This is a genomic window from Pseudobacter sp. (genome assembly GCF_051955275.1).
Classification (GTDB): Bacteria; Bacteroidota; Bacteroidia; order Chitinophagales; family Chitinophagaceae; genus Pseudobacter.
Genome location: NZ_JBQCGW010000036.1, coordinates 1 through 20,920, shown reverse-complemented (window position 1 = coordinate 20,920; position 20,920 = coordinate 1). Strand labels below are relative to the sequence as shown.

The window sequence follows — 20,920 nt, the reverse complement described above, 5'->3', positions numbered from 1 at the left end:
AAAAATACCACGTAATATTGCCTCCGGCCCTGAACTTATCACAATTTTATTAATATGACACCGGAACGTTACGAGAGATTGGTTACAGTATTGAACAAGCGTCAGAATGATCTTTGCATTGTGCTGGAGAACGTATTTGATCCGCATAATATATCTGCCGTAATGCGCACCTGTGATGCGGTAGGAGTGCAGGAAATTTATGTGCTCAATACCAAAATTCCCCGTCATAAGAAATTCGGGGCCCGCAGCAGCAGCAGTGCCGCTAAATGGCTCACCGTTCATCAGTTCACGGATGCTGCTGCCTGCTTTGCAGCGCTCCGCGCAAAATATGACACCATCTTAACTACTCACCTGAGCAGCGATGCCGTAGATTTGTACAGCATCAATTTTGCAGCTGGCAGTACCGCCCTGGTATTCGGTAATGAGCACAGTGGGGTGAGTGATGAGATCCGCGCACTGGCCGATGGTAATTTTGTGATCCCGCAGGTGGGCATCATCCGCTCCCTGAATATTTCCGTGGCCTGCGCTGTTACACTGTATGAGGCCAAACGACAGAAAATGCTGGCAGGGCATTACAACCAGCGGAGGTATAGTGGTGAAGAACTGAACCTGTTGCTGGAAGACTGGAAACTGCAGTTGCAGGAACCGGATGCTGGATAATAATTTCAGAGAGTGGGGCCAGCTAAAAAGGGATATCGCCATTACCCGGGGACGCGAGCGACTGATCCCCGAATAATAAACAGATCGTATGAAGAAGGTCATCTTACTAATATTTTGCGTTGTTTTTGCCTGCTGCTGTTTTGCGCAACAGGTAAGAAAAGTGAAGATCGGTGAACTGACTTCGTATATTGATAGCTGTGAGCATCCGCTGGTAGTGAGTTTCTGGGCCACCTGGTGCGCGCCATGTGTGGAAGAGATCCCCTGGCTGCAGGCGGGAGTGGAACAATTTAAAAATGAAAAAGTGGAACTCGTTCTCGTGAGCCTCGACTTTGACAGGGAATACCCAAAAGGGCTGCAGGACTTCATCACAAAGCAAAAATTCAAAGCCAGTTTCTTCTGGCTGGATGAAACGAATGCGGATTATTTCTGTCCGGCAATAGATGAGAAATGGAGTGGGGGAATTCCTGCCACACTCTTCATCAATAAGAAAACAGGGTATCGTAAATTCTTCGAGCGCCAGCTTACAGACAGGCAGGTGGTACCTGAGATCAGACTGCTCATCGCAACTCCATAACTAAATAATAATATTGAATGCGGTTATTACACTCACGTGGTGGAATAACCGCATTTTTTTGTGGGTTGATCTTTGGATCATGCTATTTAACTAAATTGCTCTCCTGCTGCTACTCCCCATCACCAGGTTTTTACACCACCTGTTTGCCATCCATCATTACCGGATTTTTTCACTATTAAACCTATAATCATTTATGAAAAATGTAATCCGCTCCGCTGCATCATTCCTGGCGTTGGGCCTGATGATCGTATCCGTATCCTGTAACAAAAAAACTGATGTACAGCAGGTACCTGGCGCTGCCGATGCCAACTACTGGCCTGATCAGCGCTATTGCAATATCGATTCCATCCTGGTGACCGGCACCAATGATTATTACAAGTTCACATACGATGCACAGGGTGATCCTGTAAGCATGGTGGGCAACACTCCAAACACCGGAGACCCTAACAGGTATTTCTTTTATGATGCCAACAAACGCATGAGCAGGCATTATGGCGTTTATTCAGATGGTGTAACGTTTGAGTATTATACCAAGTATGTGTACAATGCAAGCAACCGTGTGATCCGAGATACTACCTACAATTTCGGAACGCTGGTAGGTGGATTGCCAACGGCTTATTACAGCTGGACCGTAACCACTTATTCTTACGATGCTTCCAATCGTATCAGTTCTACAGAACTGATGTGGAGTGGTGTGCCTGGTTCCGGTTTCACCACCAACTACAGCTACAACTCCAGCGGTAACCTGATCAGATCAGGTATTACTTATGACACCAGGAACAATATCCACAACGTCAACAACTGGTGGAGGCTGATAGACAGGGATTACAGTGTGAACAATCCTTACACGGCTTCTTCCTACACTGGTTACTGGCTGCCAAGGGATATCTTCTCTTCCGGTGGCGTTAATGAAAGGTATTTCCTGAACCTGAACCTGCCCAATGCCACTTTCCGTTTTGCATGTGGCAACTGATCTGTTGATCCGTCATAAATATTACCACTAAATAGTATTGGATCAGCCTGAAGTTTGGCGTAACTTCAGACTGATCCAATTTCTGCTATTACCTCTCTGCAATCCTTCCCTTTTACTACTGCTGCCAACCCTGTTAAAACTTTGATGGGATTACTCACACTCAACCTATACAGCTATGACAAGCAAAAACGGAAGGCTATGGGCTTGCCTTGTCTTATCAGTTATACTCGCCACAGGTTGCAACAAAGTGGCGGAATTCCTGCGCAGTAACAAGGATGGAGACATCAGGTACTGCAATATCAAAAAGCTCAGAGTGATGGTGGATTATCCACGAGAATTCACATTTACCTACAACCGGCATGGGCTACCTGTTTCTGCTGTAGTAGACAATCCCGGTACGGCTGTGCCATCCCGTTATTTCTACTACGATAACCGCAACCGGCTGATCAGGATGGAAGGCCTGTACAATCCGGAAAGTTTTGAAACCTGGACCCTTTATCAACACGACAGTAAGGGAAGGATCATCCGTGATACCACCTGGTGGTGGGGCGCTGTGGTGAACGGGGAGATGGCCAGCGCCATGGGCTACACCACCACAGATTTTGAATACGATAAATGGGACCGGCTTACTAAGACCATTCATCGCTGGGACCAGGATCCCAATTATGTGCTGACCGAGGAATATGCCTATGATGATGATGGCAACCTCATCCTGGATGGCGTGGTGTACGACAATAAGATCAACCTGCACCGAACCAACAAGATCTGGATGTTCCTGAACCGGAACTACAGCGTGAACAATCCGTTCAATGCAGCTGATTACAACAACAATAAATTGCCTACAAAGATCGATATGGGCGATGTGTATTTCGATCCCGCCCGGTTCTTCAATCTGCAGCTGGCCCGGTCGGAGATGGAGTATATCTGTAATTAGTTCAGCGTTTGTTTTTTGAATTGATTGGGGCTGAAGCCTGTCTCTTTTTTGAACAGCCTGGAAAAATACGGCAGGTTTTCAAAGCCCAGTTCATAAGCTATTTCTGAAACACTGAGAGTATTCCCTTTGAGACGGTCCTTGGCTTCATTGATCAGGTAGATATGGATCAGCTCGATGGCTGTTTTGCCCGTTTCCTGTTTCAGCAGATCGCTGAGGTAGCGGGATGACAGATTGAGTGTTGACGCCAGTTCAGTTACGGTAGGCAGGCCCTTGTCTGTCAGTAAACCGTTCCTGAACCAGGTGTTCAGCGCCTCATTGAACTTAGTGACCGTTTTACCTGACAGCTCGGCGCGGTTGATGAACTGCCGTTTGTAGAACCGCTGTGAATATTTCAGCATGGAATCGATATGGGTGAGTATGATATCGCGACTGTACTCATCAGTATTGCTTCTGTATTCCGCGTCAATTTTATAGAAGAGGTCCCAGATGATCTCTTCTTCTTTGGGTGAAAGGTGCAATGCTTCATTGGCTTCGTAATCAAAGAATGCGTATCTGCCGATGGCGTTGTGCAGGTTATGTCCATTGAGATAATCCTCATGAATGAAAATAGCGAAAGCATCTTCTTCATACTCCACACCCTTGAATTCGATGATCTGCCGCGGCTTCACAAACATCATGCTTCCATTGCTATGATCATATTTGGTGCGGCCGTACATGATCACGCCCGACTTCAGCTTTTTGAATCCGATCATATAAAAATCAGACGTGTATTCCCTGTTGCCGAAGGAGCAGGTTTGTGTGCATCTGTTAACACTGATCAGCGGATTTTCCGGCATGGGAAATCCGTTATTGCGGTGCAGCTCTGCCAGATTTTTGAAATGTTGCATATGCTGGAAATTACACAAATCTACGCCGTAATTCCGACGTAGATCATGTGGATGAATTTGAATGGTTTTACTTGCCGTGGGCTGCTGTGGCCACTTCGTTCCATTCTTCCCATTCTGCGTGACGGCCCTGGTACACCTGTTTGATCATTGGATAAGCATGTTTGCCAAGGAACAGTCTTAATGGGGGATTTGTGCTGTCGATCAATTTGAGCACGGCAGGGATGGTTGCTTCGGGCACTCCCCAGATATCGTCTGTGAGACCCGCCTGGAAGGCGGCTTTCAGGCCATCATACTCAGGCATTGCCGTGGTATGGGTGGCGGAAGCGCCTGACCAGTCGGTGGAGAAGCCATTGGGCTCGATCATGGTTACGTTGATGCCGAATTCTTTCACTTCGGTTGCCAGGGTTTCACCCAGGCCTTCCACTGCAAATTTGGAGGCGTTGTACAGGCCAAGGACGGGCAGGGTCACCAGGCCCAGAATGCTGGAAAGCTGGATGATATGTCCGTGGCCCTGTTCCCGCATCACGGGCAATGCGGCCTGTGTGAGCCAGAGCAGGCCGAAGAAATTGGTTTCCATTTGTTCGCGTGCTTCGCGTTCGGAGGTTTCTTCGATACTGCCGAAGAGGCCATAGCCGGCGTTGTTGATCAGTACATCGATAGTGCCGAAATGAGCTTTCGCTTTGGCGATCGCTGCAAAGTCTGCGGCGCGGTCGTTCACATCTAGCTGGAGGGGGAGTATATTGTTGCCGTATTTATTTACGAGATCGTCCAGGGAGCGGAGGTCGCGGGCGGTTGCCACTACTTTGTCGCCACGCTGTAACAATGCCTCTGCCCATAATTTACCGAAGCCTCTTGAAGCACCGGTAATGAAAATTGTTTTTGCCATTTCTGATAGATTTAAATGATAAAACAAAATTAGGACCGGCGGGGAAGGAGGATTTATACGGAAGTGGGGAAGAATGATACATTTTTACGGTAACCCGTAATGCGGTAAACTTTGAAAATATTAAAATTGCCAGAACATTTTTATTTATCATTCAAGAATATAAACTCCTATGGATTTCAAAGACCTCGTACAACAATTAGGGAACCGGGCCGTAAAGCTTAAGGATTCAGTCAATACAGAAGAAGCCACCAAGAATGCTTATATCATGCCGTTCATTCAGGCGCTGGGCTATGATGTATTCAATCCTGCCGAAGTGATACCGGAATTTGTAGCGGATCTGGGAATAAAGCAGGGTGAAAAAGTGGATTATGCGATCCTGCGTGACGGGCAGCCAACCATTCTGATCGAGTGCAAATGGCATGGCGCCGCACTCGATGTATTCAATTCACAGTTGTTCCGTTATTTTCATACAACTAAGGCAAAATTCGGTTTGCTAACCAATGGTTTCGAATATCGTTTTTATACGGACCTGATGGAAGCAAATAAAATGGACGAGAAGCCTTTCTTTACTTTCAACATCACTGATCTCAGGGAGAACCAGATCGAGGAGATAAAGAAATTCCATAAAAACTATTATGACCATGATACGATCGTGAGCACTGCTACTGAGCTCAAATACCTGAATGAATTGAAGAACCTGATCCATACAGAACTTAACAACCCTTCAGAGAACCTGGTTCGGCATTTTGCCAAACAGATCTATTCAGGAGCCATCACGTCACGCGTGCTGGAGCAGTTCACGAATCTTACTAAAAAATCAACTTCCCAGTATATCAGTGATCTGATCACAGACAGACTAAAGATTGCACTGGTAAAGGAAACAGAGTTGCGGCACAAAGAACCGGAACCGGTGGTAAAAGCAGAAGAGTCCAGGGTGGTAACTACCGGTGAAGAATTGGAGGCATTCTATATCATCAAATCGATTCTCAGGAACCAGATAGATGCGGAGCGGATTGTATACCGGGATGCGCAGAGCTATTTTGCTATTTTACTGGATGACAATAACAGGAAAACGATTTGCCGCCTGCAACTCAGCGGCAATAAGAAATCCATTCACCTGATGGATACTGATAAGAAAGGGGAGAAGCAGGAGATCTCGAATATCAATGGTATTTATCAGTTTGCAGCGAGGCTGATCAAAACGGTGGAGAATCTGGAAAAATCTGTTGTTCAGGGGGAGGTTGTGAATTAAATAAATTTAGGAACCCGCCTTCACTACGGGCCTTAAACACAACTATCCGGATCTGCTTCAGGTCCGGTTTTTTCTTATTGTAGAACTCTGAAATTCTGTTATTCATTTCGGAAGCTGATTTCGCTGCTTCAATACCTGATTTATGCAATCCGGTTTTTCATTTCTTCGCCCGGGCTCCTGATAGCCCTGATAGATGCATTCGTGGACAATGAGGAAGAAAAATTCCTGTACTTTTACCAAGCCGCATTGTAATTGGAATCCCCACCCAGATATCATACAAAGGAGCTGCTTCAACTGCTCGCCGGAGGTGATGAGCATGCATACAAACAACTGTATGATCATTACCGGAACAGAATCTATTCACTTGCACTTCAGATCACCAAAAGCAAGCCGGTGGCTGAAGACGTATTGCAAGAGGTATTCGTGAGCATCTGGCTCAACCGGCACAAATTACCCGAACTGGAAAATTTTCATGCATGGGTGCGCACCATCACCCGCAATAATTTGTATAACCGGTTACGGAGATTAGCTACTGAAGAGACCTTCCTGCGGGAGATCATCGCGCAGAAAAATCCTGAAGGGGAAGAAGGGCCGGATACAGTTTCCTATAATGAGTTGAAAAAGATCCTGCACCAGGCTATTGCCCAACTGACACCGCAACAGCGGAATGTATACGTGCTCGGCAAAGAGGAGGGATTACGCTATGAACAGATTGCAGAACAGCTGCAGCTTTCAAGGGATACAGTGAAATACCATATGACCGAAGCGCTCAGGTCTATCCGGAAATACCTGCAGTTACATGAGCACCGCCTGGTCCTGCTTGTTCTACTGCTGGCAGAAAAAATACTGAAATAAATTTTTCAATCATCCTACCCGGCCTTCCTGCTTGCGTGTCTATAGTATGGAAGAGGGGAACAACTGTTGACTTCTCTTTAATGATTGCAAACTGAATCCGATGCATGATGCTTCTTCAAGACTGAAGGATTTGTATGAACGCTATCTGGCAGACCAGTGTTCCGCAGCGGAACGCAATGAGTTGATGACGGCGATTGCTGAGAATAAGTCTGACACAGCGTTTCATTCGTTGATCGATGCCACGTTCGAGGATCCGTTATTATTTTATCCTTTATCAGAGGAAAAAGCGGAAGAGCTTTTTTTACGCATCCGTAAAAAGAACAGGGCAAAGATTATTCTGCTGCCAGCCCGGAAATGGTGGGCGGCGGCAATCGTACTGCTGATAGTGATAGCAGGAGGCTGGTACTTAAATCAACAGCCCGCTACAGTAAATAATGCTGTTGCAGTGCAAATGACTGATTCTATATCGCAGGCAGATCATTCAGGTGCCATCCTTATCCTGGCTGACGGAAGAAAACTGAACCTCGATGAACAGGAGAAGGGACTGATAGCAACAGAAAATGGTTCAAGTGTGGAAATGACCGGGAACGGAGTGGTGTATGATCAAAATGCCGCTTCCGCATCTGTTGCCTATAATACCATGACTACACCAAAAGGAAAACAGTTCAGGTTGAGACTTCCTGATGGTACTGAAGTGGAACTCAACGCCGCCAGCTCCATACGGTACCCTGTTTCGTTCCAGGGGAATGAAAGGGAGGTATACCTCGAGGGAGAAGCCTGGTTCAATGTAAAGAGCGATCCTGCAAAACCTTTCCGTGTAAAAATGCCGGGGCAGGCTGCTTTTGAAGTGCTTGGCACTGCATTCAACCTCCGCTGCTATGCTGAAGAACCGGTTATGAAAGCAACATTGCTTTCAGGTAAGATAAGATTTGTGCAGCATGAGTACCGGAAGCTGCTTTCTCCGGGACAGCAATTGCAGCAAGACAGGACCGGGGCCGTGAAAATAATGCAGGCTGTTGACACCAGCCAGGTGATGGCATGGAAGAATGGTGAATTCAGTTTCCGGAGAATGCCCCTGGAAGAAGCCATCCGGGAACTGGCAAGATGGTATGACCTGGAGCCTGTATTTACCGGGGAACTACCTGCATTCGAATTCTATGGCAGCATGGGAAGAGGCCTCAGCCCTCAACAGGTAGTGAAGCTGCTCAACAATATGGGACTTCATGCATCGCTTGATAATAACAGGCTGATAATATCCCGCTGATATCTTTAAACCTTTCCTGCCGGTCTCTCCGGAGATCTATTAACCTAAACCGGTCTTTGCCTTGCACTGACCTTCAAAAAAATTGCTATGAGATTGACTGTTATGCTGCTCCTCGGCTGCCTGTTCGCGGCCGCGGGAGCACAATCGCAAACTATTACCTACTCCGGCCGGAATGTAAGCCTGGAAACAGTTTTCGCAGTTGTGAAAAAACAAACAGGTTACCTGGTGGTTGCAGACTATCAACTGATCAAAAACGCACAGCCGGTGACCATCGAAGCAGCGAAAGAACCACTGACTACTTTTCTTAAAAAGGTACTTACGCCGGCTAACCTTGTTTACAATATCGAAGGCAATACCATTTCCATCAGTAAAGCTACTGCCGGAACGACCGGGGCAGGTAATGGGCGTTTATTGATTACCGTTACAGATGAAAAAGGAGCGCCCCTCGAAGGAGCTTCTGTGAGCCTGCGTGAACAGCAGGCAGGTGATATTACCGGTAAAGATGGTCAGGTACTGCTGGATCATCTTCCGGAAGGAAATTTTACGGCTGAGATAAGTTTTGTAGGCATGGAAAAAGCAGTTCAGAAAGTAACGGTGAGCGCCGGAAAACAGGCTGTATTGCTGATAAAACTGAAGCCGGCAATCAACGATATGGATGAGACTATCGTTAGGGGGTATGGTACAGTGAACAGGAGTGCCAATACGGGTTCTATCGCCAGGGTGAAAGGAGATGAGCTTAACAGGCAGAACAATCCAAACCCGCTTGCTTCAATGCAGGGCCGCGCCGCGGGCGTGGCCATCACTGCCACCAGTGGCGGACCGGGCGCACAGGTGAATGTACAGGTGCGGGGTATCAACTCCGTGGCAGCCGGCGCTTCGCCGCTTTATATCATCGATGGCATTCCCATGTCTTCGGAGCCGCTCAACAGGATAGAGGCTGGTTCTGTTACATCACTCAGCCCTATGAACAGTATCAATCCTTCAGATATTGAAAGCATTGAAATTCTGAAAGATGCCGATGCCACGGCCATTTATGGTTCCCGAGGTTCAAATGGTGTGATATTGATCTCTACAAAAAAGGCAAAATCAGGGCAGGCGAAATTTGCACTGGATGCTTACACAGGTTTCGGTAAAGCAGCTGTTATGATGGATATGCTGGATACCAGACAATATCTTGCTTTAAGACATGAAGCATTCGCCATGGATGGGCTAACCCCGGATGAGATCAATGCTCCTGATCTTAAAGTCTGGGATACTACTGCCTATACCAACTGGCCCAAACTCATTTACGGCAACAGTGCTCCCGTTACCAATATACAGGCCACCCTGTCTGGTGGTGATGCCAATACCCGATTTATGACCGGCATCGGATACTTTCACCAGAACAGCATACTGGCAGGCAATGAGAATGAAGACAGGGTGAACATGCATTTCAATATCGAGCATAACTCAACAGATAAGAAACTTACAGCAAGCTTCACCACCAATGTTTCTTCAGATCATCTTAACCTGCTGGGTTTGGATATTTTCGGCAGCTACCTGCTGCCGCCCAATTTCCCGGCATATGACGCAGACGGAAAACTAACCAATCTCGGGGAATATGTCAATCCGTACATGGCCTTTCACACATCAGGTTCAAATCAAACGAATAATGTGCTGGTGAGCGGCAATATCAGGTATACGATACTGCCGGGCCTGCAATTGAAGACCACCGCCGGGTACAACAGGCAACAGTTGAAAAGCGTGCTGAAATTCCCTTCCATGACCATGCCTCTTTTTTCGCCGGTGTACAATAAGACCAAATTTCATAATTCGGATTACCAGTCCGTGACCATCGAACCGCAGGTAGACTACACCATCAAACTAAACAGGAACAGGCTGCAACTGATGGCGGGTGGTGCCTTCCAGCATACCATCAGAGATGGCAGCATCCTGGAGGCCGGTGATTTTTCAACAGACCTGCTGCTGGGCGATGTAAAGGCTGCCAAAACCATTTCCAACAAAGAGAACTTCGGGTCCCAGTATAAATATGTTTCAGGATTTGCCCGGGCCACATTCAGCAGGGACGACAAATATTTCCTGAATGCTACATTCCGTCGCGATGGCTCTTCACGTTTTGGCCCGGACAACCGTTTCGGAAATTTCGGTGCACTTGGTGCCGCATGGCTTTTCTCCAGGGAAGATGCCCTGATCAACGCACTGCCTTTCCTTTCATACGGAAAACTTCGGGCAAGCTATGGCGTAACGGGTAACGACCAGATCAGTGATTACAGGTATATGGAAACATTCTCTTCCACGCTGTACATGTACAACAATATGCCAGGTCTCCGCCCTGCCTCCACCTTCAACGGGCAATACGGATGGGAAGAGAACAGGAAGCTGGAAGCTGCCCTGGAATTAGGTTTTATCAGGAACAGGATCATGTTCACGGCTGCCTGGTTCCGCAACCGTTGCAGCAACCAGCTGGTGGAATATCCTTTACCTGCGCAAAGCGGATTCCCTTCTTACCAGGCTAACCTGCCTGCACTGCTGCAGAACCAGGGCCTTGAACTGGAGCTCAGCTCAAGGAATATCAATGGAAAGGATTTCAGCTGGACCACCACGGCCAATCTATCCCTTGTGAGGAATAAGCTGCTGGATTACCCCAATCTTGAATACTCGCCTTACTCCAGCCAGTACCAGATCGGGCAACCTGTGAACCTCTGGTGGGGCTATCTTTTTCAGGGACTGGACACAGAAACCGGGCTTCCCGTATTCAAAGATTTCAACAATGACCAGGCTACTACCTTCGATGATTATACGCCGCTCGGCTCTTTCAGTCCCAGGTTCTTTGGAGGTGTCAACAACCAGTTCAGGTATAAAGGATTTGAACTGGACCTGTTCTTCCAGTTCTCCGAGCAGAATGGGTACAACTGGAAATGGGCCAATTACTACGCCCCCGGCACCATGTTCAATGTGCCTGACCTGATGCTGGGAAATTACTGGCAGGCAAAAGGGGATGTGAAGCAGTTCCCCAGGCTTACTGCTACCACCGGATCAGAGCTCTCTTCCATGTATTCCGATTACTGGTTTTCCAATGCCGCTTTCCATCGCATCAGTTACCTGCGTTTGAAAAATGTGATGATCGGGTGGAACTTTCCTGAAGGCAGTCTGAAAAAAGCCGGGATCAAACGTGCGAGGGTTTACCTGCAATCGCAGAACCTGCTTACTTTCTCCAATGTGAAGGGGCTGGATCCTGAAACCGGCAATACAACACCACTCATGCGGACTTTCACAGCGGGCTTTCAACTTTCATTCTAAACAATTCCACCATGAAATTTTCCAATCTGTCTTATACCGGAATTTTGTTCCTGTTATTCTCAGGCATATCATTCACATCCTGCGAAAAATTGCTGCAGATACCTCCGGCCGTGAACCAGATCACGAAAGAACAGTTGTTCTCAGACAGCGGCACCATCGCTTCCAATATGACAGGGCTCTATTCTTCCGGCCTGCTGGCAACTGAAGTGTCTGTATATCCAGTTTTGATGCAGGGACTCGCAGGCGATGAGATCATACTGACCAATCCGGGGATCATCTGGAACACGTTCTATACAAATAATTACACACCTGTTACCAGTCATTTTATAGGATTGTGGGGGCAACCTTATGCCGCTATTTATCATGCCAACGGATTTATCGACAACCTTCCGGCATCCACTGCCATTTCCGAAGAACTCAAAAAACAGTATGTTGCAGAGGCTAAATTCATGCGCGCTTTTCAGTACCTGACACTGACCGGGCTTTTCGGGGACGTGCCGTTGGTGCTCAATACCAATGTGGGTGCAAACTCAAGCCTGCCAAGGGCTCCAAGGGCAGCAATAACGGAACAGATGATCAAAGACCTCAGCGAAGCAATACCCGATCTCAGAAACCGCTCTGATATGACAAGGGCTACACCATACGCAGCATATGCATTGCTTGCACGCATTTACCTGTATCAGAAAAAATGGGCACTGGCTTCAGACATGGCTTCCAAAGCAATGGCGGGACCTTTTTCCCTGGAAACGGATCTTCTGAAAACATTCCTGCGTGGCAGTAAAGAAGGCATCCTGAAAGCGAGTTCCCAGGCAGGCGGTGGAGGTTATACCGACTATACAAGATGGGCCGCTTTACTGGCGCCCGGAACCAGTACAAGAGTTGCCCCAAATTTTATCATGCAACCCGGGCTCGTAGCTGCTTTTGAAACAGGTGACAAACGTAAAACAAGCTGGACCACCACAAGAACTGTCAATGGTAAAGTATATACCTGCGGATACAAATACAGGTTGAAATCCTATTCCCCCAGCAGTCAGGAAGACTTTATTTACCTGCGGCTTCCGGAACAGATGCTCATAAAAGCAGAGGCCCTGGCCGAATTGAATCAGCCTGATGAAGCCAGGGAACTGGTTGACTCTGTAAGAACGAGGGCAGGTCTTGATAAGCTGCCTGTTTCAGCTACCAAAGATGAAATTATTACAGCGCTCCGGAAAGAAAGAAGAACGGAATTGTTCATGGAAGGGGAGCGGTGGCCATATCTCTATCATACCGGTAAACTCGACGAAGTGATGACGCCTTTGAAAAGTAACTGGAAACCTAAGTACAAACTCTTCCCTGTTCCACAGACTGAAAGGATCAATAACCCTAACCTATCTCAAAATGATGACTATTAATAAACTTGCCAGGAATATCCTGTGCGGCCTTTTTTCCCTTTATACCTGCCTGTCCGTTAACGCACAGTTCTCCAATGTTGAGTCTTCTGCGTCTGTAAAAATGAACACCGGTATTCAAACCAGGTATACCTATGATCCGGAACATACCAGGCTGAGAGATGCCGATTCGGTGGCCGTGGCGCTTATTTTCAGCACGGGCAATGGTTATGGTGCCTTGGACCTGAAAGCTGTGCGCAACGGAAAGAACTGGGAAACCGTTTTCATACTGCCCGACTCCGCCATTGCTGTGGCATTGCGATTCAGGGATGGTGCTATCATTGACGATAACAGGGGGAAAGGATACATCTATCCCGTTTACCAACGGCAAAACCCGATAGCAGGCTCCCGGGCTGCTGCCGCAGAGCTGATGATAAAATGCAAAAGAGTCCTTGGACTGGGTACCTCATATGCTCAACAGGCGCTGGAATTGTATGAAAAGGAATTCCACGACAATCCCTCATTGAAAGCTGCAAAAGAATTGGAATATTATACCGCTCTGGTATATGCGAAAAAGCGAGATGTTTATCCCCTGGTTGAAAGGAAAAAGGATTCCTTGCTCAAAAAAGGATTTTCAGAAAAGGACTGGGCGCTGGCCGCAGGCTTATTGTCCCTCACAGGAAAAAGGGCAGAAGCTGATTCGCTGAAAGATGAGATCGCAAAAAGGACGAAGTCTGTGAGCAATAAGGGCGATCGTTTCTGGCAACGGTTTCTTTCCCTTGAATCTGCTGACAGCATGCTGATAGTGTTTCATCAGCAGCAGGCGCTTCAGTCTGCTCCTGATAAAAAAGACCTGGGATTTATTGCAGCTGTTACTATCTCTGAATTTGCAAAACAGGGCAAACCTGATAAGGCCTGGACGCTCCTTGCGTTGTTGAAAGACAGTGACCAGAAGGCGGGAGCATACCACAATGTGGCAAAAGCATTCATCGACGCCGGAAAGCGGTTGTCCGATGCCGATAGCCTGTTGAGGATTGTGGTGAATGAACCCTTGCCTGCATCGGAGAAAGGATCTTACCTGCCACCTGCAGACCGGAAGGAGATGTACTTTGTAAATCAGGCTGAATACTATAATACATATGCAAGGTTGAAAGATCTTCAGGGAAAAATAGAGGAAGCTGTAGAACTACAGCAGCGGGCAGTAACGTGTGTAAATGGCGCCAATACTTCTTTTAATGAAACACTGATCGGTTATCTGAAAAAAGCGGGGCAACACGCACAACTTGTAAAACAGGCCTCAGGATTTATTGCTGCCGGAACCGGTGGAGCTTCTGTGATCAAATCCCTGAAAGAATCTTATGCAGACCAGACAAGCTTCCCGGTCTATCTTGACTCGCTGCAGACCATTGCACGCAACAGGATCCACCGGCAGCTTGAATTCGATATGATCAAACGGGCAGTGCCGGCGTTCACTCTCCGGAAAACGGACAGCAGTATTGTTACACTGGAAAGCCTCAAAGGCAAAGTGGTGGTATTGGATTTCTGGGCCACCTGGTGCGTTCCCTGCAAGCGTTCTTTTCCTGCCATGCAGCAGGCGGTAGATCAGTACAGGAATGATACCAATGTGGTTTTCCTCTTTGTGGATACCTGGGAAACATTGCCCCCGGCCAAAAGGATTCCCGAGATCAGGAAGTTCATAGATGGAAATGGATATACTTTTCAGGTATTGGTCGATGAACCATTGGGCACCAACAGCAGGGCCTATAAATTAGCCACTGCCCTCGGGGTAGAAGGGATACCTGCCAAGTTCGTCATTGACAGGTATGGTGATATCAGGTTCATGTCTGTGGGCTTTACAGGGGATGCACTGAAAATGGTATCCGAATTATCAGCCATGATCAGCATAGCCATGAAGCAGTAATGCAAAGAGGCGATCCCGACAGATCGCCTCTTTTTCAATGATTTTAAAAACGGGGCTTAACCGAGTCTCTTGATGCCACAACCTACAGCTTTGGAGGTTTTAGTGCTCACTTCTTTTCCTCCGCTCACTTCTGTGATGGCCTCCTGCAAATGCTTGCGGGAAACGTTTTCAGCTTTGCCGGGACTATCGTCGATAGCGCCGTGATATACCAGTTTACCGTCTTTGCTGAACAGGAAACATTCAGGCGTTTTAGTGGCGCCGAATGCGTCTGCCAGTTCACTTTTCTGGTCAACGGCATAGAACCAGCTGAAACTTTCTTTGGCTGCATAGGCTTTCATGGCATCGATGGATTCTGACCCGGATCGGTTCGCTTCATTGGAATTCAGGAAGATCACGCCCACGTTGTGCTCGAGCGCAAATTTGGCTACAGCATTGGCCCTTTCGGCGTTGTTGATCACCACAGGGCAGGTATTACAACTGAACATCACCAGCAGGCCATTGGCCTTGCGGGCATTGTTGAGTGTAATATCCTTGCCGGAAATATCTTTCAGAACAATATCACCCTTAGGCATAGCCGAACCAATGGCCAGTGGTTCGTTGCCGGATTTGAAACCCAGCATGGCCAACACGGGCAGTATCAGTAACAGCAGGAGATTTCTTTTCATGACGATATGTTTAGATGTACAAAGTTTACGAAAAAATCAGGGAACGGCCACACCGCTTGTCTCGTGTCTCGCCCGTTCAGCCGCTAATGCTTTCAGTGAATGGATGCTCACATTGAGCTCATATCCGATCAGCAGCACCAGGGCATTGATATATATCAGTATCATTGCAACAATGATAGTGCCAATAGACCCGTAGAGGGCATTATATTTTCCGAAATTGCTCACGAAGAAACTGAAGCCCAGCGTGGCCAGCAAGCTCAGGAAGGTGGCCAGGATGGAACCCGGTGAGATCAGCTTCCAGCGCTTCTGAATGGCGGGTGCATATTTGTAAATGAAGGAGATGGCATAGAACACCAGTCCGATGATGAAGATCCACCTGAACCAGGCGAGGATAGCGGCCCATTTAGCGCCCACACCCAGCCAGCGCAGCACCACGCCCTGCATGGCCAGCAGCACCAGGCAGGCCACCAGTAATCCCAGGATGATGAAGGTTAGCCGGATGGCCATCCAGCGGCTTTCGAACCCGCCACGCTTGCCAAAACCCACATAAGTTTTGTTGAAGCTGCGCATGAGGCCCATCATGCCGTTGCTGGCAAAGAAAATGAGCAGGAGGAAACCGAAGGAGATCAGACCAACACGGCTCTGGTTCAGGAATCCATCTACAAAGTCGATGATACCCTGGTTGTATTCCCGGGCAGGGATCATGTCCGTAATGAGGTGGTGCAACTGTGTTTCGATGGTGTCTTTCGGAATGAAGGGCAGGTTGGGTATCAGCGTGAAAATGAACAGGCAGGTGGGAGGGATGGCCATGATGAAATTGTAAGCCACCGCGGAAGCGCGTTCCGTAAGGCCTTCTTTCTTCACTTCATTCAGGAAGAAAACGATCACATCATAGAGCGGCACTTTGTCGAAGCCCGGCAAAATGATCTTCTTGGTCCATTCTGTAACAAGCTTTACAGGTGGCAGGTTCAGTAAGATGCGTTCGAGTTTGGTCATGCCGCTTCGCCAGGTTTTATTTTTGAGTGCCGATATCTTCTTTGGCCGCCTGTTTAAGTGCAGTGGCGGAGTCCAGTGCTTTTTGAAAGGCCTTTGCCGCTACCATATGGTCTTTGTAGTTTTCCGTGAACACATGTCCCTGTGTGAGATCGCTCTTGGCCACAAAGAAATAATAGTTGGTGGCCGGCATATTCAGCACCGCGTCCAGGGTCACCAGCTGCGGGGTGCAGATAGGGCCGGGAGGCAATCCTTTCACACGGTAGGTGTTGTAGGGCGACTCCACCGTCAGGTGTTTGTAATAGATCCTGCGCAGGCCAAAATCACCCAGCGCAAATTTAACGGTAGGATCGGCCTGTAACTTGTCGCCCTTCTTATACCGGTTGTAGTACACACTGGCGATATTGCCTTTCTCTTCGTTGTTACGCGTTTCTTCTTCCACGATACTGGCCAGCGTATAGGCTTCACCGGGAGTAAGCTGCAATTTGGCCGCTTTGGCCTTTCTTTCTTCGTCCCATACCTTCCTGTATTCAGCAAAGAATTTTCTGAAGATGCCGGAAGGGGTATTGTTCCAGAAATAAGTGTAGGTGTTCGGATAAATGGCGGTCATGATACTCACGGAATCAAAGCCGTAGGTACGCATGGAGTCCGCATTGTTCATGTACTCCATCACGGAGCTGGAGTCGCATTCAAATTTACGTCCGATCAGCCCTGCCAGGTCCTGGCGCGTCCGCAGTTTGGTGATCACCAGGTTCACCGGGCTCTGCCTGCCATTGCGCAGCATGCGGGCGATGGCAAAGAGGCTCATGCCTTTGGTGATCTCGTAGCGGCCTGGTTTGATCTTTTCTTCCAGGTCCATACGATGCCCCAGCCATTCAAAGGAGCCGGGATTGCTGACCAGGTTACTGTCCTTAAGCGTCTTCAGCACTTCAGAGAAGGTGGCGGCGCCGGTTCTGATGTACAGGTACCTGTGCGTGTTTTCAAAAGGGGTATTGGAGGTAAAGAAACGGAAACCGATGCCGGCCGCAGCCAGCAACAGTATGATGAGCAATCCCCAGATCAGTTTTTTCCACATGATGTTCCGGATTAGGCTGTAAATTAAAAAACCCTGCTGATTTCAGCAGGGTATATTGAAAATCTTGTAAATAATCTTAAGGTTGCTGCAGTGGAACTGTATTTGAAGGCGTGGTAGCTGGTGCAGGAGCAGGGGCTGTTTTAGGAGCCGCTACAGGAGCTGCATCAACGTTAGAACCAGAACCACCCGTGATAAAGAAAGCAGAGAAGAGGCAAAGCAGTGCGAGTGCAATAGCTACCACCCAGGTTCCTTTTTCAAGCACGTCAGTTGTTTGTTTAACACCCATGAACTGGTTGTTGAATCCTGCAATGTTACCTGCCAGGCCACCACCTTTGGGATTCTGGATCAGGATGAACAAGCTGATCACGGCAGTCAGGATAATGATCAGCACCAGGAATAAATAAGTCATATCACAAAGCTTTTAATTGTTGTATACGGTCTGCAAAATAAGGGCTTTTGACGGGATTCTGCAAACTTAATTTCTCATAAATGGCAATGGCTTTCCGGTAGTTACCCTGTTTTACCCAAACTTCCGCCATGGCCTCAGTAACAATGTCTTTTCCCTCGATGCTGGTATCCGCAATGTTCTGGATGGCCTGCTGGGCACTCTCATCCAGCTGGGCGGCGGCGCCGTTGATCCCGGCAGGGCCGATGCGCTTCATGCTGCGCAACCATTCGGTGAAGCTCTTGAGCTGCTGGCCCAGCTTGTCCTTTGCCAGTTCTTCCAGCTTGAGCTTGATGCCCTGGGAAGCAAAATAATCGATGGTATGGTAGGGATCGAATCCGATCTCATTGATAACAGGCTGTGATGAAGCGGTGCTTACCGATTCTGCCAGTGCAACGGCGGAACTGTTTTCCTCAGCTTTGACGGCTGTTTTGGGAGTTTCTTCCTGTACTGCTTCCTGCTTCACTGCGGGCTGGTTGCCAAGGGCGGCAATATGGCCTGCGGCTGGATCTTCCAGCGAAATGGATTGCTGCAGGTTGCTGACAGCGGGTGTGGTGGATTCCCCGGCCGGTCTGTTCTCGATGGCTGTGATCTCTCCGGTGCCTCCTTTTTTCTCAGTCACCACCTTCGTTTCCTCCACTGGCGGCTCATCCACCATGGTGATGGCGGCTTTCAGCCCTTCCAGGTTGGCTTCCTGGTGCTCCTGCAATTGCCAGTAAAGCCAGGCTGGATTGTTGAAATAAAGGCTGGTGCGAAGCGCCTGGTCATGGAAAGCATCCTGGTTATCGTGACGCATTTTTTCCGCCAGCAGAAACTGGCCGATGATGGCGTAAGGATAGTCGCTCGTAAACTGTTGCAGGTCGGCCTCCGCCACATCGTGCAGACTGTCCTTCTGAAAAAAATGTTGTACGATGGTTTGAATATGTTGTTGCATGAACAGGGCTTATATGTTTCGCTGTTTTTTTATGATGGTGCACTACCAGTTAGAAAAGATGCGGTTGAAGATCTCATCCGTCAGGTTCTGGATGATGGTTTCACTCAACTGGGCCTCTGCCTGCTGCAGACTGATATTGGCCGAGAACTCGAAGTTGCGTGAGATGGGCGCTTCGAAGTTCTTGGTAGGGTCCAGGTTATTCTTGAATATGAGTGTAACGGTTACGGTCAAACGGTTCATGCTCGCCTGCTGCTGGTTGCCTTGCTGGCTGATACCGGAAGTGGTGATGGAGTAATCGCTCACATAGCCACTGATATCATAATGCGCATCGTCGTTCTGAACAAGGGTAAGACGTGTCTGGTTATTGATCTTCTGGCGCAGCTTTTCCGTCAGTTGGGGACTGAGCTGCGGGTTGATATACCTTGCCTTGTTTTCTATATAATTCACCCTGGCCGTTTTCACTTCAGGCGGAATGCTTACATCCTTGAATGAATAGCATCCGCTGAAAAGTGCTACCAGCAAAAGTCCTGCAGCAAGCAGGCTGAGTTGTACGGATCTGTACAGGGTTCTGTTACTCTTTGATATCATATTCTTTCAACTTACGGTACAGGGTCCTTTCACTGATGCCAAGGTCTGTTGCAGCATCTTTCCTTTTCCCCTTATGTTTTTTAAGTGCTTTAATGATCAGTTCTTTCTCTTTGTCCATAATGTTCAGGCTCTCTTCCACTTCCTCATGATGATGGATATCATCTTCATGATGGATCATTACCGGCTGCATGCCTGCTGGCGCCTGCACGGGCTGGGAGTGGGGGATCATTCCTGTTGATGTCAGGATCTCCTTGCCCTTCAGCTCGTTGATCAGTGCCTGGTTCTGCTGTATCGCCATACCCGGGTTCTGCAGGATCTCCACGAACATCTTCTTCAGTTCCGTTACATCTTTCTTCATGTCAAAGAAGAGCTTGTAAAGGATCTCGCGCTCGTTGGCAAATTCATGGCCATTGGTGGCGCCACCTGCCTGACCACTAACCAGTACGGGCAAACGCGAAAAATCACGGTCCGGCAAAAAGCGGCGGATCTCCGCTGCGTTTACCTGTTTTTCCGTGGTAAGAACGCTCATCTGTTCTGCAATATTCTTCAGTTCGCGCACGTTTCCGGGCCAGCTGTAGTTTATTAACAGATCTTTCGCCTCCTCATCCAGCTGAATGGGGGTTGTCTTATACTTTTCTGCAAAGTCAACGGCAAACCTCCGGAACAGCAGGGAAATATCTTCCTTCCTGTCTTTCAGCGCAGGCACCCTGATGGGTACCGTGCTCAGACGGTAGTAAAGATCTTCCCTGAACCTGCCTTTCTGGGTGAATTCCAGCAGGTCCTTATTGGTGGCGGCGATCACACGCACATCCGTTTTCTGTACTTTGGAAGAGCCCACGCGGATGAACTCCCCGGTTTCCAGCACACGCAACAAGCGTGCCTGAGTGCCCAGTGGCATCTCACCGATCTCATCGAGAAAGATAGTGCCGCCGTTGACAGTTTCAAAATATCCTTTGCGGGAATCCACGGCGCCGGTGAAGGAGCCCTTTTCATGCCCGAACAATTCTGAATCGATGGTGCCTTCCGGTATCGCGCCGCAGTTCACCGCAATAAAGGGATTGTGCTTGCGGGCAGACAACGCGTGGATCACCTGACTGAATGCTTCTTTACCAGTACCGCTTTCACCGGTGATGAGAACGGTAAGATCTGTATTGGCAACCGTGGCTGCTACCTGCAATGCATAATTGAGGGCAGGTGAGTTCCCGATAATACCAAAACGGTTTTTGATTGATTGGATATCCATATACACAACTCGTTTAGCTCCTTTCTGACAATACGATATTTTCTCTTATATGATCTCTCCCAGCAGGGTGGCCACTGTGCAATCCGTGATCTTAACCATCACGT

19 protein-coding genes are annotated in these 20,920 nt (G+C 48.2%); 10 read left to right on the top strand and 9 right to left on the bottom strand.

What is annotated here, in order from left to right:
• Window positions 1-54: 54 nt before the first annotated feature.
• The 4 genes from ACTHMC_RS04080 (at window position 55) to ACTHMC_RS04065 (ending at window position 3,141) form a co-directional block, all read left to right on the top strand.
• Window positions 55-660, top strand: a complete 606-nt coding sequence (locus tag ACTHMC_RS04080) for a TrmH family RNA methyltransferase (RefSeq protein ID WP_440411040.1) — start codon at window positions 55-57, stop codon at window positions 658-660.
• An 88-nt stretch (window positions 661-748) separates the two neighbouring features.
• Entirely contained in the window at window positions 749-1,234 is a 486-nt protein-coding gene (locus ACTHMC_RS04075; protein ID WP_440411039.1) for a TlpA disulfide reductase family protein, read from the top strand.
• Window positions 1,235-1,427: 193 nt separating this feature from the next.
• A complete protein-coding gene (locus tag ACTHMC_RS04070; protein ID WP_440411037.1) occupies window positions 1,428-2,207 on the top strand; it encodes a hypothetical protein in 780 nt (259 codons plus the stop codon).
• A 175-nt stretch (window positions 2,208-2,382) separates the two neighbouring features.
• Window positions 2,383-3,141 carry a hypothetical protein gene (locus tag ACTHMC_RS04065; protein WP_440411035.1) on the top strand — a complete coding sequence of 253 codons (759 nt, stop codon included), beginning with the start codon at window positions 2,383-2,385 and terminating at the stop codon, window positions 3,139-3,141.
• Here the strand turns inward: ACTHMC_RS04065 and ACTHMC_RS04060 are convergent.
• Both ACTHMC_RS04060 and ACTHMC_RS04055 read right to left on the bottom strand, forming a co-directional pair.
• Window positions 3,138-4,028, bottom strand: a complete 891-nt coding sequence (locus ACTHMC_RS04060) for a helix-turn-helix domain-containing protein (RefSeq protein WP_440411033.1) — start codon at window positions 4,026-4,028, stop codon at window positions 3,138-3,140. The two genes, ACTHMC_RS04065 and ACTHMC_RS04060, sit on opposite strands and share 4 nt — an antisense overlap.
• A 67-nt stretch (window positions 4,029-4,095) precedes the next feature.
• A complete protein-coding gene (locus ACTHMC_RS04055) occupies window positions 4,096-4,914 on the bottom strand; it encodes an SDR family NAD(P)-dependent oxidoreductase (protein ID WP_440411031.1) in 819 nt (272 codons plus the stop codon).
• Between the two features lie 169 nt (window positions 4,915-5,083).
• Here ACTHMC_RS04055 and ACTHMC_RS04050 point away from each other — a divergent pair, with 169 nt between their 5' ends.
• From ACTHMC_RS04050 to ACTHMC_RS04025, 6 genes are all read left to right on the top strand, one after another.
• A complete protein-coding gene (locus tag ACTHMC_RS04050; protein WP_440411029.1) occupies window positions 5,084-6,166 on the top strand; it encodes a type I restriction endonuclease in 1,083 nt (360 codons plus the stop codon).
• Between the two features lie 252 nt (window positions 6,167-6,418).
• Window positions 6,419-7,021 carry an RNA polymerase sigma factor gene (locus tag ACTHMC_RS04045; RefSeq protein ID WP_440411028.1) on the top strand — a complete coding sequence of 201 codons (603 nt, stop codon included), beginning with the start codon at window positions 6,419-6,421 and terminating at the stop codon, window positions 7,019-7,021.
• A gap of 100 nt (window positions 7,022-7,121) precedes the next feature.
• Window positions 7,122-8,285 (top strand): FecR family protein, encoded by a 1,164-nt coding sequence (locus tag ACTHMC_RS04040; RefSeq protein ID WP_440411026.1) that lies wholly within the window; start codon window positions 7,122-7,124, stop codon window positions 8,283-8,285.
• Between the two features lie 87 nt (window positions 8,286-8,372).
• Window positions 8,373-11,585: a SusC/RagA family TonB-linked outer membrane protein gene (locus tag ACTHMC_RS04035; RefSeq protein ID WP_440411024.1), complete on the top strand. Its 3,213-nt coding sequence runs from the start codon at window positions 8,373-8,375 to the stop codon at window positions 11,583-11,585.
• Window positions 11,586-11,596: 11 nt separating this feature from the next.
• The gene (locus ACTHMC_RS04030; protein WP_440411022.1) at window positions 11,597-12,976 is read left to right on the top strand and encodes a RagB/SusD family nutrient uptake outer membrane protein; all 1,380 of its coding nucleotides are present in this window, start codon (window positions 11,597-11,599) and stop codon (window positions 12,974-12,976) included.
• Window positions 12,963-14,873 (top strand): redoxin domain-containing protein, encoded by a 1,911-nt coding sequence (locus tag ACTHMC_RS04025; protein WP_440411020.1) that lies wholly within the window; start codon window positions 12,963-12,965, stop codon window positions 14,871-14,873. Before ACTHMC_RS04030 ends, ACTHMC_RS04025 begins: the two co-directional genes overlap by 14 nt.
• Window positions 14,874-14,929: 56 nt before the next feature.
• On the opposite strand, the gene ACTHMC_RS04020 is transcribed toward ACTHMC_RS04025, so the two are convergent.
• The 7 genes from ACTHMC_RS04020 to ACTHMC_RS03990 all read right to left on the bottom strand — a co-directional run bounded on the left by ACTHMC_RS04020 (window position 14,930) and on the right by ACTHMC_RS03990 (window position 20,816).
• Window positions 14,930-15,538, bottom strand: a complete 609-nt coding sequence (locus ACTHMC_RS04020) for a thioredoxin family protein (protein ID WP_440411018.1) — start codon at window positions 15,536-15,538, stop codon at window positions 14,930-14,932.
• Window positions 15,539-15,574: 36 nt separating this feature from the next.
• Window positions 15,575-16,534, bottom strand: coding sequence for a YihY/virulence factor BrkB family protein (locus tag ACTHMC_RS04015; RefSeq protein WP_440411017.1), 960 nt, complete (start codon window positions 16,532-16,534; stop codon window positions 15,575-15,577).
• Between the two features lie 16 nt (window positions 16,535-16,550).
• Window positions 16,551-17,606, bottom strand: coding sequence for an endolytic transglycosylase MltG (gene mltG, locus ACTHMC_RS04010; RefSeq protein WP_440411015.1), 1,056 nt, complete (start codon window positions 17,604-17,606; stop codon window positions 16,551-16,553).
• Between the two features lie 76 nt (window positions 17,607-17,682).
• Window positions 17,683-18,015 carry a preprotein translocase subunit SecG gene (secG, locus tag ACTHMC_RS04005; protein WP_440411014.1) on the bottom strand — a complete coding sequence of 111 codons (333 nt, stop codon included), beginning with the start codon at window positions 18,013-18,015 and terminating at the stop codon, window positions 17,683-17,685.
• Between the two features lies 1 nt (window position 18,016).
• Window positions 18,017-18,985 (bottom strand): hypothetical protein, encoded by a 969-nt coding sequence (locus tag ACTHMC_RS04000; RefSeq protein WP_440411012.1) that lies wholly within the window; start codon window positions 18,983-18,985, stop codon window positions 18,017-18,019.
• 42 nt (window positions 18,986-19,027) lie between these two features.
• The gene (gene lptE, locus ACTHMC_RS03995; RefSeq protein ID WP_440411010.1) at window positions 19,028-19,573 is read right to left on the bottom strand and encodes an LPS assembly lipoprotein LptE; all 546 of its coding nucleotides are present in this window, start codon (window positions 19,571-19,573) and stop codon (window positions 19,028-19,030) included.
• Window positions 19,557-20,816, bottom strand: coding sequence for a sigma-54 interaction domain-containing protein (locus ACTHMC_RS03990; RefSeq protein WP_440411008.1), 1,260 nt, complete (start codon window positions 20,814-20,816; stop codon window positions 19,557-19,559). The genes lptE and ACTHMC_RS03990 overlap by 17 nt, the downstream gene beginning before the upstream one ends.
• Window positions 20,817-20,920 lie beyond the last annotated feature (104 nt).

Excerpts from the sequence above, each read along its gene's own strand:
- ACTHMC_RS04025 (WP_440411020.1), top strand. The coding sequence starts at position 12,963 with ATGATGACTATTAATAAACTTGCCAGGAATATCCTGTGCGGCCTTTTT.
- ACTHMC_RS04065 (WP_440411035.1), top strand. The coding sequence starts at position 2,383 with ATGACAAGCAAAAACGGAAGGCTATGGGCTTGCCTTGTCTTATCAGTT.
- ACTHMC_RS04015 (WP_440411017.1), bottom strand. The coding sequence starts at position 16,534 with ATGACCAAACTCGAACGCATCTTACTGAACCTGCCACCTGTAAAGCTT.
- ACTHMC_RS04030 (WP_440411022.1), top strand. The coding sequence starts at position 11,597 with ATGAAATTTTCCAATCTGTCTTATACCGGAATTTTGTTCCTGTTATTC.
- secG (WP_440411014.1), bottom strand. The coding sequence starts at position 18,015 with ATGACTTATTTATTCCTGGTGCTGATCATTATCCTGACTGCCGTGATC.
- ACTHMC_RS04035 (WP_440411024.1), top strand. The coding sequence starts at position 8,373 with ATGAGATTGACTGTTATGCTGCTCCTCGGCTGCCTGTTCGCGGCCGCG.
- mltG (WP_440411015.1), bottom strand. The coding sequence starts at position 17,606 with ATGTGGAAAAAACTGATCTGGGGATTGCTCATCATACTGTTGCTGGCT.
- ACTHMC_RS04080 (WP_440411040.1), top strand. The coding sequence starts at position 55 with ATGACACCGGAACGTTACGAGAGATTGGTTACAGTATTGAACAAGCGT.
- ACTHMC_RS04070 (WP_440411037.1), top strand. The coding sequence starts at position 1,428 with ATGAAAAATGTAATCCGCTCCGCTGCATCATTCCTGGCGTTGGGCCTG.
- ACTHMC_RS04060 (WP_440411033.1), bottom strand. The coding sequence starts at position 4,028 with ATGCAACATTTCAAAAATCTGGCAGAGCTGCACCGCAATAACGGATTT.
- ACTHMC_RS04075 (WP_440411039.1), top strand. The coding sequence starts at position 749 with ATGAAGAAGGTCATCTTACTAATATTTTGCGTTGTTTTTGCCTGCTGC.
- ACTHMC_RS04020 (WP_440411018.1), bottom strand. The coding sequence starts at position 15,538 with ATGAAAAGAAATCTCCTGCTGTTACTGATACTGCCCGTGTTGGCCATG.
- ACTHMC_RS04050 (WP_440411029.1), top strand. The coding sequence starts at position 5,084 with ATGGATTTCAAAGACCTCGTACAACAATTAGGGAACCGGGCCGTAAAG.
- ACTHMC_RS04000 (WP_440411012.1), bottom strand. The coding sequence starts at position 18,985 with ATGCAACAACATATTCAAACCATCGTACAACATTTTTTTCAGAAGGAC.
- ACTHMC_RS03990 (WP_440411008.1), bottom strand. The coding sequence starts at position 20,816 with ATGGATATCCAATCAATCAAAAACCGTTTTGGTATTATCGGGAACTCA.
- lptE (WP_440411010.1), bottom strand. The coding sequence starts at position 19,573 with ATGATATCAAAGAGTAACAGAACCCTGTACAGATCCGTACAACTCAGC.
- ACTHMC_RS04040 (WP_440411026.1), top strand. The coding sequence starts at position 7,122 with ATGCATGATGCTTCTTCAAGACTGAAGGATTTGTATGAACGCTATCTG.
- ACTHMC_RS04055 (WP_440411031.1), bottom strand. The coding sequence starts at position 4,914 with ATGGCAAAAACAATTTTCATTACCGGTGCTTCAAGAGGCTTCGGTAAA.